Source organism: Micromonospora sp. NPDC050495, from assembly GCF_040655175.1.
GTDB lineage: Bacteria > Actinomycetota > Actinomycetes > Mycobacteriales > Micromonosporaceae > Micromonospora.
In genome coordinates this window covers 1-11,804 of sequence record NZ_JBFAJK010000090.1, presented here as the reverse complement: position 1 = coordinate 11,804, position 11,804 = coordinate 1, and the positions used below count along the sequence as shown (strand labels likewise).

The following is an 11,804-nucleotide window of genomic DNA, read 5'->3' as shown; positions in this document are numbered from 1 at the left end:
TGAGAAGGGTGTTGATGTCTGTCGTCACAAACGGATCATCAACACCCTTCGCTGCGTCCGCAGCCCCGCCTTGAGTTAGGACTTACTCGTCTAGGTGATCATGGGATTACCCGCCTAGCCTCGTCGGATGCGTGACGACGGCACCCTCGACGACCAGTACGGCCTCGGCGGTTCGGCTGACCGTTCGGACGATACCCCATCCACCGTCCGGTCAACCGGCTCCGAGGGTCCCACCCCTCGACGCTCCCTCGGTACCCGCCTCGGCGGCCTCGCTAACCCCCTCGCCGCCCGCCCCGGCCGGACCCGGCTGGCGGTCGCCACCAGCGCGGTCTGCTGCCTCGGCGTGCTCGGCTTCAGCCAGGTCGGCGTCGGCGTCCCCGGCGGCTCGCCGCGCCCGGCCCCCTCGGTCGAGGCCGACGCCGCCGACCGGGCCACCGTCGACGCCGCCTCCCGGAGCATGCGGCGCACGGCGCCGACCCCGGCGGCCACCACCGCCACCCCCAGCGCCACCCCGAGCGCGAAGCCGAAGCCGAAGCCGAAGGCCAAGCCCAAGCCGCGACGGATCGTCCCGGTCGCCGGCCTGGACCAGACCCAGATGGACAACGCCAAGAAGATCGTGCAGGCCGGCCGCGAGATGGGCGTGCCGCGCCGCGGCCTGGTCATCGCGGTGGCCACCGCCATGCAGGAGAGCACCCTGCTGAACTACGCCAGCGGCGTGCTGCCCGAATCGCAGAGCTACCCGCACCAGGCCATCGGCTGGGACCACGACTCGGTCGGGCTGTTCCAGCAGCGCCCGAGCAGCGGCTGGGGCACCGTTCGCGAGCTGATGGACCCCGAGTACGCCACCAAGGCGTTCCTGTCCGCCCTGGAGGAGATCCCCGGCTGGCAGGACCTGCCGCTCACCGTGGCCGCCCAGGCCGTGCAGGTCTCCGCCTTCCCCGACGCGTACGCCCAGCACGAGTGGCGGGCCGCGCAGGTCGTCGGGGCCATCCTCGCCTGAGCCGCGCCCCGGCCGGCCGCGGGTTGCCCGGCGGCCGGTCCGGGTACCGGGGGTTTGCCGGTCCCGGGTACACATGATGGGGACCGCTGACCGCGCCGCCCCCGCAGTACGAGCCCCGGGAGCCCCCTCGTGACCGACCCCGCCCCCGTCGACGGCGAGCACACCGACCCCCCGCAGCCGGCCGAGCCGGTCGACGCCCCCGAGGCGCCGCCGGCCACCCTCTGGGACCGGATGCGGGACGACCCCCAGTACGCCCCGGAGCACCTGGCCCTCGAGGCGGTGCGCCGGCTCGGGCCGGAGGCCGCGCAGTGGGCCGCCGTCCAGCGGGCGCAGCGGCCCGACGTGCCGGCCGAGGACCTCGCCGACCTGGCGGCCCGCCGGTTCGTCACGCACGCCCGGCTCTCCGGCGCGGTCTCCGGCGTGGCCGGCCTGCCCGGCGCGGTGATCGACGTCGGCGTGCTGGCCTGGACCCAGGCCCGGCTGGTGCTGCACGTGGCCGCCGCGTACGGCGTCGACCCGCGGCACCCCGACCGGGCCACCGACCTGCTGGTGTTGCAGAAGGTGCACAAGGTCGCCGAGAGCGCCCGGCTGGCCCTCGGGGTGGCCGCCGGGCGGGAACGCGCCGGCGCGCTCTTCGGCCGCGCCGGCGCGCGTCCGCTGGGCCGGGTGATGCTCCAGCTCGGGGTGCGGCTCGCCCAGATGGCCGGGGTGCGTGCCGCCAAGCGGATCTTCGCGAAGGTGGTGCCCGGCGCGGCGATCATCCTCGGCACCTGGGCCAACTCCTCGGCGACCAAGGACCTCGCCGACCGGGCCCGCGCCCTCTACCGGGCCGGACCGGCCAACCTGCCCACCCAGCGCCGGCCCTGACCGCCTCAGTCGTCGACCCAGCGCGCGGCGCGCCAGGTGACGTCGGCGAGCCGGTCCTGGCCGGAGGTGTTCGGGTGGAACCAGTCCAGGCTGTTCACCTGGTCCAGGCCGAACCGGGCCCGGTGCGCCGCGCCGCCGTCCCACCGGCAGCGTGACCCGTACGCCCGGCAGGCCGCCCGGAGCTGGCCGTTGTAGGCGTCGATCCGCTCCCGGAACCGGGCCCGTCGGGCCGCCGCGGCGGGCGCGGTGGAGGTGGCGTCGGCGAGCAGGGCCGGGCAGACACCCCGGGACCAGGCGCGGACCGCCCGGCGGTCGGTGTGGCCCACCTGCCAGAGCCGGTACAGGTCGGGCACGCTGACCACGAGCACCCGGGCCCGGGAACGGCCGGTGCGCAGGACCCGCAGGCCGGCGTCGACCTGATCGCGGAAGGTGCCCACCGGGGTCATCGCGTCGATGCCGCCCCGGCAGGCGTCGTTGGCGCCGATCAGCACCGTGACGTAGTCGGCCCGGTCGCGTACCGCCGTCCGGGCCTGCCCGGCCAGCGCGGCGGCGCGGGCCCCGGGCGCTGCGCGGTTGTAGCCCCGCAGCGCCGGGTTGCGCTCGCGCAACCGCCGGTAGTGGCTCTCCACCCGCAGGCCCGTCCCGGTGGACCAGGAGTTGCGCTCGCAGCTCATCAGCACCAGGCAGGAGCCGAAGCCGGTGGTGATCGAGTCGCCGAGCGCGGTCAGCACCGCCGGGGCGCCGGGCCGGGGCGAGCCGGACGGCCGGGGCGAGCCGGAACCGGCGCCGTCACAGGCGAGCGCGACCAGCGCCGCCAGGCAGGCCAGCGCGGTGACCCCACGTCGAGACATCGCGAACCCCGTCCGACGGTGTGCAGCAGCGCGTCGACCCTATGCACACCGAGCGTGACGGCGGCGCTTCTGTCGGCCTTCCGGCATCGACGACCATCGTTAACAATGCCCTGGTAACCTCCCGCCGCACGCGCCGGTGGCACGGTGGGGGCGGTTGTGCGGTTAACCCGGCCCGAGCCCGGGTAGCCCGAAGGGATGACGCGATCACAGCCCCGGCGTGCCCGCGGCACGGTCGGCCACGCGTACAGCGCGCTCAACCTGCGGCTCGCGCTGGCCCTCTTCGGCCTGGTCGTGATGACCCTCTTCGCGGTGCTCGCCTTCCGGGCCGACGTGGTCTTCCTCGGCGTCGCCTGCGCGATCCTCGCCGTGGTGGCCGTGGTCGACCTGATCATCATCCAGCGCCGCCGCGCCGCGCGCCGCCGCGAGCAGCCGGGCGTGCGGCACTCGCTGTTCGAGTGACAGGAGTACGAGATGCCCATCGCCACCACCAATCCCGCCACCGGACAGGTGCTCAAGACGTACGACCCGATGTCGGACGAGCAGGTCGACGCCGCCATCGAACGCGCCGACCTCGCGTTCCGGCAGCTGCGGGAGACCACCATCGCCCAGCGCGGCCGCTGGCTCACCGCCGCCGCCGAACTGCTGGAGGCCGAGCGCGACGAGACCGCCCGGCTGATGACCACGGAGATGGGCAAGACGTACGCCGCGGCGAAGGCCGAGGTGACCAAGTGCGCCACCGCCTGCCGGTTCTACGCCGCCAAGGCTCCCGAGATGCTGGCCGACGAGCCGGCCGACGCCGCCGCCGTCAAGGCGAAACGCGCCTACGTCCGCTACCAGCCGCTCGGCCCGGTGCTCGCGGTGATGCCGTGGAACTTCCCGCTCTGGCAGGTCATGCGCTTCGCCGCGCCGGCCCTGATGGCCGGCAACACCGGGCTGCTCAAGCACGCCTCCAACGTGCCGCAGACCGCCCTCTACCTGGAGGACGTGTTCCGCCGGGCCGGCTTCCCGGAGGGCGCGTTCAGCACCCTGCTGGTCGGCTCCGAGGCGGTGGACCGGATCCTCAGCGACCCCCGGGTCCGGGCCGCCACCCTCACCGGCAGCGAGGGCGCCGGCCGGTCGATCGCCGCCAGCGCCGGCCGGGAACTGAAGAAGACCGTGCTGGAACTGGGCGGCAGCGACCCGTTCGTGGTGATGCCCTCGGCCGACCTGGACAAGGCCGCCGAGGTGGCCACCACGGCCCGCTGCCAGAACAACGGCCAGTCCTGCATCGCCGCCAAGCGGTTCATCGTGCACACCGACGTCTTCGACGCCTTCGCCGAGAAGTTCGCCGCCCGGATGTCCGCGCTGCGGGTCGGTGACCCGATGGACGAGAACACCGACGTCGGCCCGCTGGCCAGCGAACGCGGCCGCGACGAGATCCACGCCCAGGTGCAGGACGCCGTCGACAACGGCGCCACCATCCTCTGCGGCGGCGAGAAGCCGGCCGGGGACGGCTGGTACTACCCGCCGACCGTGGTCACCGACCTGCGGCCCGGGATGCGGATGTGGGCCGAGGAGGTCTTCGGCCCGGTCGCCGGCCTCTACCGGGTCGCCTCCTACCAGGAGGCCATCGAGGTCGCCAACGGCACCAGCTTCGGCCTCGGCTCCAACGCCTGGACCAACGACCCGGCCGAGCAGGAACGCTTCGCCACCGACCTGGACGCCGGCAACGTCTTCATCAACGGCATGACCACCTCCTACCCGGAACTGCCCTTCGGCGGGGTGCGTAACTCCGGCTACGGCCGCGAGCTCTCCGCGGTGGGCATGCGGGAGTTCTGCAACACCAAGACCGTCTGGGTCGGCGAGGGAGAGGCCGGCGCCGGCGCTGGGGCACACGCCGAGTGAGCGGGGCCGAGGCCGCGCCGGCGCCGGACGCGCCGCGCGAGGCCCCGGCTTACACCCCCGCCCGGGTGGGTAGGAGTGCCGGACATGACGGAGTTCGGCTTCCACGCGTCCCACGAGCAGATCCACCCGTCCGAGCTGCTGGCGGCGGTCGTCCACGCCGAGCGGGCCGGCTTCGACGCCGCGATGTGCTCGGACCACTTCTCGCCGTGGAGCGCCCGGCAGGGCCACTCCGGCTTCGCCTGGTCCTGGCTGGGCGCCGCTCTCCAGGCCACCACCCTGCCGTTCGGTGTGGTCAACGCCCCCGGGCAGCGCTACCACCCGGCGATCATCGCGCAGGCCATCGGCACCCTCGCCGCGATGTACCCGGGCCGGTTCTGGGCCGCGCTGGGCACCGGCGAGGCGAGCAACGAGCACATCACCGGCGCGGGCTGGCCGCGCAAGGACCTGCGCGCCGCCCGGCTGCGCGAGTGCGTCGACGTGATCCGGGCGCTGCTGGCCGGCGAGGAGGTCAGCCACGACGGCCTGGTCACCGTCGACCGGGCGAAGCTGTGGACCCGACCCGAACAGCCACCCGCCCTGATCGGGGCGGCGGTGAGCGTGGAGACCGCCCGCTGGTGCGCCGAGTGGGCCGACGGGCTGATCACCGTCAACGCGCCGGTGCCGCACCTGCGCCGGATGGTCGACGCCTACCGGGACGCGGGCGGGCGCGGGCCGCTGCACCTGCAGGTGCACGTCAGCTGGGCGCCCGCGCAGGCCGACGCCGAGGCGATCGCGTACGACCAGTGGCGCAGCAACGTCTTCGCCCCGCCGGTCTGCTGGGATCTGGAGCTGACCGAGCACTTCGACGAGGTCAGCGCGGACGTGCCGCCGGCGAAGGTCGCCGATGTGGTGAACATCTCCGCCGACCTCGGCCGGCACGTCGGCTGGCTGGAGGAGTACGTCGGCCTGGGCTTCGACCAGATCGCCCTGCACCACGTCGGGCAGGAGCAGCGCGCCTTCATCGACACGTTCGCCGCCGAGGTGCTGCCGAAGCTGCGGACCACCGGGTGATCACGCCGGCGCCGCCGGCCGCCTAGGCTCGTACCCCATGGAAGCTCTGTTCGAGGTGGTGGTCGTCCTGGCCATCGCGACCTTCGGTGCGGCGCTGGCCCGGCGGCTGGGCCTGCTGGCGCCGATCCTGCTGGTGGTGCTCGGCCTCGGCCTGTCCTTCCTGCCGTTCGTCCCGCACGTGCGGCTCGACCCGGAGCTGGTGCTGGTCGGCATCCTGCCGCCGCTGCTCTACGTGGCCGCCCTGAAGACCTCGGTGCCGGCGTTCCGGGTCAACCTGCGGCCGATCCTGCTGCTCGCCGTCGGGCTGGTGATCTTCACGGCGTTCGTCGTCGGCACCGTCCTCTACCTGCTCCTGCCCGGCCTGCCGTACGCCATCTGCCTGGCGCTCGGCGCGGTGGTGGCGCCGCCCGACGCGGTCGCCGCCACCGCGGTGGCCCGGCGGGTCGGGCTGCCCCGGCGGATCGTGACGATCCTGGAGGGGGAGAGCCTGGTCAACGACGCCACCGCGCTGGTGCTGCTGCGGGTGGCGATCGCCGCGGCCACCGTGGCCGGCGGCCACGTCGGGTTCGGCACGGTGGCGCGCGAGGTGGTGGTGTCGGCCGGCGGCGGCATCCTGGTCGGCCTGCTCGGCGTGGTCGTCTTCGGCTACCTGCACAAGCGGATCACCGACCCGGTGCTGGACAACGCGCTGTCGCTGATCGTGCCGTTCGCGGTGGTCTTCGCCGCCGAGGAGATCCACGCCTCCGGAGTGGTCGCCGTGGTGGTGACCGGCCTGGGCATCGGGCACAAGCAGCCGCTGCTGATGTCGGCCGCCTCCCGGCTCCAGGTGGGCGCGTTCTGGCGGCTGATCCAGTTCCTGCTGGAGGGCCTGGTCTTCCTGCTGGTCGGCCTGCAACTGCCCGAGGTGCTGCGGGACCTGGACGAGCCGGTCGGCCGGCTGGTCGGGATCACCGCCGCCGTGCTGGCCGCCGTCGTGCTGACCCGGTTCGTCTGGCTGCTGCCGGCCACCTACCTGGGCCGACTGGTGCCCCGCGCCCGCCGCCGGGAGGCCCCCGTCCCGGTGCAGGTCCCGCTGGTCATCGGCTGGGCCGGGATGCGCGGCGTGGTCACCCTCGCCGCCGCGCTCGCCCTGCCGCTCACCCTGGCCGACGGGCGGGAGTACCCGCGGCAGTTGTTCATCTGGCTGGCCTTCGCGGTGATCGTGGTGACCCTGGTCGCGCAGGGCGCCACCCTGCCGGCCGTGGCCCGGGTCGCGAAACTGCCGCCGGACGACCCGGTGCAGGACGCGCTCTCCGCCGCCGCCGTGCAGCAGCAGGCCGGCCGGGCCGCCCGGGAACGCCTCGAGGAACTCGCCGACGGGGCGCCGGAGGCCGTCGTCGAGCGGCTGCGCGGCCTGGTGCAGAGCCGCACCAACCTGGCCTGGGAGCGGCTCGGCGGCGACGCGCGGGAGACCCCCTCCCGGGCGTACGGCCGGCTGCGGCAGGAGATGATTGACGCCGAGCGGGAGGTGTTCCGGGCGGCCCGCGACTCCGGGAGGATTCCGGAGGAGGTGCTCGTGCGCGCCTACCGCGACCTGGACCTGGAGGAGTCGTTGCTGCGAGTGGAGGCCGACGAGTGAGCTGCCAGCACCTGACCGAGGTCGGCGACGCCGACCCGAAGACGACGACCGAGTGCCCGGACTGCGTGGCCATCGGCAACCCCGACTGGGTGCACCTGCGCGCCTGCCTGAGCTGCGGGCACGTGGGCTGCTGCGATTCCTCGCCGTACCAGCACGCCACGAAGCACTTCGAGTCGACCGGGCACCCGGTGATGCGGTCGGTCCAGCCGGGGGAGACCTGGCGCTGGTGCTTCGTGGACGAGGAGATCGGCTGAGCCGTCAGCCGAGCCGGCGCTCCAGCACCTGGCCGGGCCACGGCTCCCGGCCCGGCCGGTCGACCGTGAACGGCTCGGTGGCGGTGAACCCGCAGCCCTCGTAGAAGCGGACCAGCGCCCGGTCGTCGCCGCGGTAGCAGTCCACCCGCAGCAGGCCCACGCCCCGCTCCCGGGCCAGCTCCGCCGCGTACCCGAGCAGCCGCGCGCCGATCCCGTGACCGGCGTACGCCCGGTCGGTCACCAGCAGGTTGACGTACAACTCCGGCTCGGTGGCCGGCGGCACGTAGGCGGTGGCCTCGCCGACCACCAGCGCGCCCACCACGGCGTCGTCGAGCGTCGCCAGGTGCAGCCCGCCCTGGCCGGCCCACGCGTCGGCCTGCGCGATCCGCCGCGGATCGGTCGACGCCGGCTCGGTGCCCCACTGGCCGGTCCGGCCGCGCGCCACCAGCCAGGCGGTGGCGCTGTCGAGCAGCCGCAGCACGGTGGCCGCGTCCTGCGGGCCGCCGGGGCGGATGGCGATGGTCTGCTGGTCGGTCATGCCGCCATGCTGCTACACCGGCGCGGCCGGACGGTCGGCGGCCACCCGTCGACGGTCCGGCCGGTTCGCCAGCGCCCACCTGGTCAGCGCCGGGGCGGCCAGGCCGACGCCGGCGAAGAACGCGCCGAGCACCAGCCAGCCCGGCACTCCGCCGTCGAGCACCAGCAGGGTGAGCAGCGCCGGGCCGGCCGCGCGGGCCAGGCCGGCGAGCAGCCCGTCGGCCCCCTGGTAGGCGCCGACCGCGTCCGGCGGGGCCAGGTCGTAGGCGAGGCCCGCGCCGCCGGCGGCGTGCCAGAGGTCGCCGAACGTCCAGACCGCCGTGGCGACCAGCAGCAGCGCGACCGCCGCCAGGGTGGGCAGGACGGCGGTCGCCGCGTAGAGCGGGGTCGCCGCGGCCAGCACCAGGCCGGCCCGGCGCAGTTTCCGGGCCGCGGGCCCGGCGGTGTCCGCGCCCCGGCTCAGTCGTACCGCGAGCAGCACGGTGAGCACCGTGTTGGTCAGCAGCACCGCCGAGACCACCGGCGGCGGCGCGCCGGCCCGGGTCACCGTCCACAGCGGCACCACCAGACTGATGACCGTGACGTGCAGGGTGAGCAGCGCCGACGCCCCGCTCACCGCGAGGAACCGGCCGTCGCGCAGCGCCCGGCCCGGTCGCGGTCGGCCGACGGCCGGGTCGGGCGGGCGCGGCGGGTAGGCCGGCAGTCGCAGCAGCAGCGCCGCCGACAGCAGATAGGTGGCCACGTTCCCGACGACCAGCACCTGGTACGCGCGGTGGCTGTCGGCAGCCAACGCGATCGCGGCCAGCCCAGAGCCGACCGCGATGCCCAGGTTGGCCACCGCGCGCAGGGTGGCGAAGGCGTGCACCCGGCCGTGCGGACCGGCGACCGCGGCGACCAGCGCGGCCCGGACCGCCAGGTTGCCGGAGGCCAGCAGCGTCTCGAGGATCGCCACCGCGAGGAACACCGGCATCGAGTCCACCAGCAGGTATCCCGCCGCGGCGACCGCCTGGACCAGCTGGACGGCGGCGCGGAGCGTACGCGGGTCGCGGCGGTCGGCCAGGGCGCCCAGGGGCACGCTGGCGGTGAGCCCGACCAGCCAGGCGACGGTGAGCCCGGCGCCGACCGAGGCGGGGGAGAGGTCCACGTCGCGGGTCAGGTAGAGCGGTCCGCCGGCCAGCCAGAGCCCTGACCCCACCGTGTTGGCGAGGGTTGCCAGGGAGAGCATGCGCAGCGGGCCGGGCGCCGGGATCGGCGACGCGCCGAGCCGCCCGCGCCACCCGCGCCGGGTGGCGGCGTCCCCGTCGGCGGCCATGCCACCGACCCTAGGCAGCCCTGGGTGCGGCCGGTGTCCCGCCGGACGCGACCCGGGTCACACGTGGGCGCGCTGCCCGGGTCGGGGCACCAGCACCGCCGCCATGCCCGCCGCCGTCGCGGCCCGCACACCGAGGTCGGTGTCCTCGAAGACGAGGCAGTCGGCCGGGGCGACGCCGAGGCGCCGGGCGGCGATCAGGTAGCCCTCCGGGTCGGGTTTGGGGTGGGTGTAGTCCCCGGCGCAGACCAGCGTCTCGAACCGGTCGAGCAGGCCGAGCGCGAGCAGCGAGGTGGTGACGGAAGCGCGGGTGCTTCCGGAGACCACGGCGAACGGGACCCGCCCGTGGGCGTCCTCGATGTGCGCCAGCACCTCCGGCACCGCGGCGACCCCGGGCAGCCCGCGCCGGTAGTGCTCCTCCTGGCGGCGCAGCACCAGTTCGACGGGCATGGCCAGCCCGTGCCGTTCGTTGAGGTCGGCGACGATGTCGGCGACCGGACGGCCACCCCAGGCGTAGAACAGCTCCTCGGGGAACTCGCAGCCCCACTCGCCCAGCACGGCGCACCAGGCCCGGTGGTGCAGGGGCATCGAGTCGACGATGGTGCCGTCGCAGTCGAACAGGTACGCGCGGAAGTCGCCGGGCGGCAGGGTCAGGACCACCGCTGCAGGGTACGCGGAAATCCGTTCGCCCGGCCGGGGCCCGCTCTGCCAGGGTCGGCAGCTGTGGAGCACAGCAGAATCGCCCGGGCCGACGAGTTGACCGAGGTGCAGCGGATCGAGGTGGCGTCCGGGGCGCCGTTCCGGGAGATCGGCATGATCGAGGTCGCCGACATGCCGCCGATGCCGCTGGACGCGCTCGCCGAGCGTCAACGGGCCGGCCGGGTGTGGGTCACGGTGGACGCCCGGGACCGGCCGGTCGCCTTCGCGGTGCTCGACGTGGTGGACGGATCCGCCCACGTCCAGCAGCTCAGCGTGGACCCGGCCTTCGCGCGGCGGGGGATCGGCGGGCGGCTGCTCGACCAGGTCGCCGGCTGGGCGGCCGGGCGAGGGTTGCCGGCGCTGACCCTCACGACGTTTCGCAGCGTGCCGTTCAACGGCCCGTACTATGCCCGGCTCGGTTTCCGCGAGCTGACCGGGGACGAGGTGACCCCGGGGCTGGCGCGGCTGCTGGCGGCCGAGGCGGCACTCGGGCTGGACCCGGCGGACCGGATCGCCATGCGCCGGCCGGTCGGGTGACTGCCTGCCGCCGCCGGGTGAGCGCCGGCCGCGCCGGGCGAGGCAGCTGAGGAGCGACCGGGGCGGACCGACGTGCGGACCCGGCCAGTGCTGATCATCCTCATCGTCGCGGCGGCCGGTCTCGGGGTGCGCAACTCGCGACGGAGGTAACGGTCGACCATGGCTTTCGGTGATCGAACGCGATTCACCGCCGCTGTGGTCAGTGCGCCCCGCCGAGGTTGAGCACGACCACGCCGGCGATCACCAGGCCGGCGCCGACCACCTTGGTGACGCTCAGCGGTTCGCCGAGGAAGGCCGCGCCGATCGCCATGATCGCGGCGGTGCCGAGCCCGGACCAGATCGCGTACGCCACCCCGACCGGGATGTCCTTGACCGTCAGGGAGAGCAGCCCGAACGACAACAGGTAGGCGACCGTCACGCCGAGCGTGGGCCAGAGCCGGGTGAAGCCGTCGGTCGCCTTGAGCAGGCTGGTGCCGATCACCTCGGCGGTGATCGCGCCCAGCAGGAAGAGGTACGCCACCCGGGGACCGTACCGGTGGGCAGGTCAGGCGTGCCGAAAGTCGGCATGTCGGCATGCTGGTGGCCCGGGTCCTGCCGGCTGGCGCTCCGGGTCCTGCCGGCTGAGGGCCCGGTCCTGCCGGCTGCCAGCTCGGATCTCGTCGGCTGGTGGCCCGGGTCTTGCTGGCTGGTGGCCCGGGTCCTGCCGGCTGCCGGCACGGATCTCGGCGGCTGGTGGCCCGGATCTCGCCGTCCCGGCCCAGGTTGGCACTCTGCCCGCCGACATGGGTTCAGGGACGCTGTCGAGCTGATATCACGATCGACTCAACCACGGCGACGCGACGCCTTGTTTGACCCCTTTTGCGGCCTGACCTGGTCGACGATGTGCCCGGTCGGCGGCACGGCTGAGTCGTTGACGACATCAGGTCGACAGCGTCCCAAGGGAACATCGCCGGCTGGCCCGGCTGGCCGACGGCGGAGCTATTCGACCCCGGAGCTGGCGGCGTTGGCCGGCTGCGCTGGCCGCCGGGAAAGGTGGCGGGGAAGCGAGGGTAGGGAAGCGCAGCGGGGCGCGGTGGGAAGGGCGGTGGGGAAGCGCCGGAGGCGCGGTGGGGAAGGGCGGTGGGGAAGGGCGGTGGGGAAGGGCGGTGGGGAAGGGCGGTGGGGAAGGGCGGTGGGGAAGGGCGGTGGGGAAGGGCGG

13 protein-coding genes are annotated in these 11,804 nt (G+C 74.7%); 8 read left to right on the top strand and 5 right to left on the bottom strand.

From position 1 onward, the window contains the following. Nucleotides 1–127 precede the first annotated feature (127 nt). Nucleotides 128–1,000: a peptidase M23 gene (locus AB0I11_RS33560; protein WP_357329847.1), complete on the top strand. Its 873-nt coding sequence runs from the start codon at nt 128–130 to the stop codon at nt 998–1,000. Between the two features lie 129 nt (nt 1,001–1,129). Continuing rightward, nucleotides 1,130–1,867 carry an EcsC family protein gene (locus tag AB0I11_RS33555; RefSeq protein WP_357329845.1) on the top strand — a complete coding sequence of 246 codons (738 nt, stop codon included), beginning with the start codon at nt 1,130–1,132 and terminating at the stop codon, nt 1,865–1,867. A gap of 5 nt (nt 1,868–1,872) precedes the next feature. Here the strand turns inward: AB0I11_RS33555 and AB0I11_RS33550 are convergent, their stop codons facing one another. After that, nucleotides 1,873–2,718, bottom strand: coding sequence for a GDSL-type esterase/lipase family protein (locus AB0I11_RS33550; RefSeq protein WP_357329843.1), 846 nt, complete (start codon nt 2,716–2,718; stop codon nt 1,873–1,875). A gap of 195 nt (nt 2,719–2,913) precedes the next feature. On the opposite strand from AB0I11_RS33550, the gene AB0I11_RS33545 reads away from it, so the two are divergent. The 5 genes from AB0I11_RS33545 (at nt 2,914) to AB0I11_RS33525 (ending at nt 7,524) form a co-directional block, all read left to right on the top strand. Next, nucleotides 2,914–3,177 (top strand): DUF6343 family protein, encoded by a 264-nt coding sequence (locus tag AB0I11_RS33545; RefSeq protein ID WP_357329841.1) that lies wholly within the window; start codon nt 2,914–2,916, stop codon nt 3,175–3,177. 12 nt (nt 3,178–3,189) lie between these two features. Further along, on the top strand, nt 3,190–4,602 hold the full coding sequence (locus tag AB0I11_RS33540; protein ID WP_357329839.1) for an NADP-dependent succinic semialdehyde dehydrogenase: 1,413 nt from the start codon (nt 3,190–3,192) through the stop codon (nt 4,600–4,602). Nucleotides 4,603–4,686: 84 nt separating this feature from the next. Then, nucleotides 4,687–5,652 (top strand): TIGR03885 family FMN-dependent LLM class oxidoreductase, encoded by a 966-nt coding sequence (locus tag AB0I11_RS33535; RefSeq protein ID WP_357329837.1) that lies wholly within the window; start codon nt 4,687–4,689, stop codon nt 5,650–5,652. A 37-nt stretch (nt 5,653–5,689) separates the two neighbouring features. Continuing rightward, entirely contained in the window at nt 5,690–7,270 is a 1,581-nt protein-coding gene (locus tag AB0I11_RS33530; protein WP_357329835.1) for a Na+/H+ antiporter, read from the top strand. Then, the gene (locus AB0I11_RS33525) at nt 7,267–7,524 is read left to right on the top strand and encodes a UBP-type zinc finger domain-containing protein (protein ID WP_357329833.1); all 258 of its coding nucleotides are present in this window, start codon (nt 7,267–7,269) and stop codon (nt 7,522–7,524) included. The genes AB0I11_RS33530 and AB0I11_RS33525 overlap by 4 nt, the downstream gene beginning before the upstream one ends. Nucleotides 7,525–7,528: 4 nt before the next feature. Here AB0I11_RS33525 and AB0I11_RS33520 read toward each other — a convergent pair whose 3' ends face one another. From AB0I11_RS33520 to AB0I11_RS33510, 3 genes are read right to left on the bottom strand one after another with little or no spacing between them, the layout of a single operon-like run. Further along, nucleotides 7,529–8,062, bottom strand: a complete 534-nt coding sequence (locus tag AB0I11_RS33520; protein ID WP_357329831.1) for a GNAT family N-acetyltransferase — start codon at nt 8,060–8,062, stop codon at nt 7,529–7,531. Between the two features lie 12 nt (nt 8,063–8,074). Continuing rightward, complete coding sequence (locus AB0I11_RS33515; RefSeq protein WP_357329829.1) at nt 8,075–9,373, bottom strand: MFS transporter; 1,299 nt, start codon at nt 9,371–9,373, stop codon at nt 8,075–8,077. Nucleotides 9,374–9,430: 57 nt separating this feature from the next. After that, nucleotides 9,431–10,030, bottom strand: a complete 600-nt coding sequence (locus tag AB0I11_RS33510; RefSeq protein ID WP_357329826.1) for an HAD family phosphatase — start codon at nt 10,028–10,030, stop codon at nt 9,431–9,433. 63 nt (nt 10,031–10,093) lie between these two features. Here AB0I11_RS33510 and AB0I11_RS33505 point away from each other — a divergent pair, with 63 nt between their 5' ends. Then, nucleotides 10,094–10,606 carry a GNAT family N-acetyltransferase gene (locus tag AB0I11_RS33505; RefSeq protein WP_357329824.1) on the top strand — a complete coding sequence of 171 codons (513 nt, stop codon included), beginning with the start codon at nt 10,094–10,096 and terminating at the stop codon, nt 10,604–10,606. 199 nt (nt 10,607–10,805) lie between these two features. Here AB0I11_RS33505 and AB0I11_RS33500 read toward each other — a convergent pair whose 3' ends face one another. Further along, nucleotides 10,806–11,126, bottom strand: coding sequence for a multidrug efflux SMR transporter (locus AB0I11_RS33500; protein ID WP_357329821.1), 321 nt, complete (start codon nt 11,124–11,126; stop codon nt 10,806–10,808). Between the last annotated feature and the right edge of the window lie 678 nt (nt 11,127–11,804).

Excerpts from the sequence above, each read along its gene's own strand:
- AB0I11_RS33560 (WP_357329847.1), top strand. The coding sequence starts at position 128 with ATGCGTGACGACGGCACCCTCGACGACCAGTACGGCCTCGGCGGTTCG.
- AB0I11_RS33550 (WP_357329843.1), bottom strand. The coding sequence starts at position 2,718 with ATGTCTCGACGTGGGGTCACCGCGCTGGCCTGCCTGGCGGCGCTGGTC.
- AB0I11_RS33545 (WP_357329841.1), top strand. The coding sequence starts at position 2,914 with ATGACGCGATCACAGCCCCGGCGTGCCCGCGGCACGGTCGGCCACGCG.
- AB0I11_RS33540 (WP_357329839.1), top strand. The coding sequence starts at position 3,190 with ATGCCCATCGCCACCACCAATCCCGCCACCGGACAGGTGCTCAAGACG.
- AB0I11_RS33535 (WP_357329837.1), top strand. The coding sequence starts at position 4,687 with ATGACGGAGTTCGGCTTCCACGCGTCCCACGAGCAGATCCACCCGTCC.
- AB0I11_RS33530 (WP_357329835.1), top strand. The coding sequence starts at position 5,690 with ATGGAAGCTCTGTTCGAGGTGGTGGTCGTCCTGGCCATCGCGACCTTC.
- AB0I11_RS33520 (WP_357329831.1), bottom strand. The coding sequence starts at position 8,062 with ATGACCGACCAGCAGACCATCGCCATCCGCCCCGGCGGCCCGCAGGAC.
- AB0I11_RS33515 (WP_357329829.1), bottom strand. The coding sequence starts at position 9,373 with ATGGCCGCCGACGGGGACGCCGCCACCCGGCGCGGGTGGCGCGGGCGG.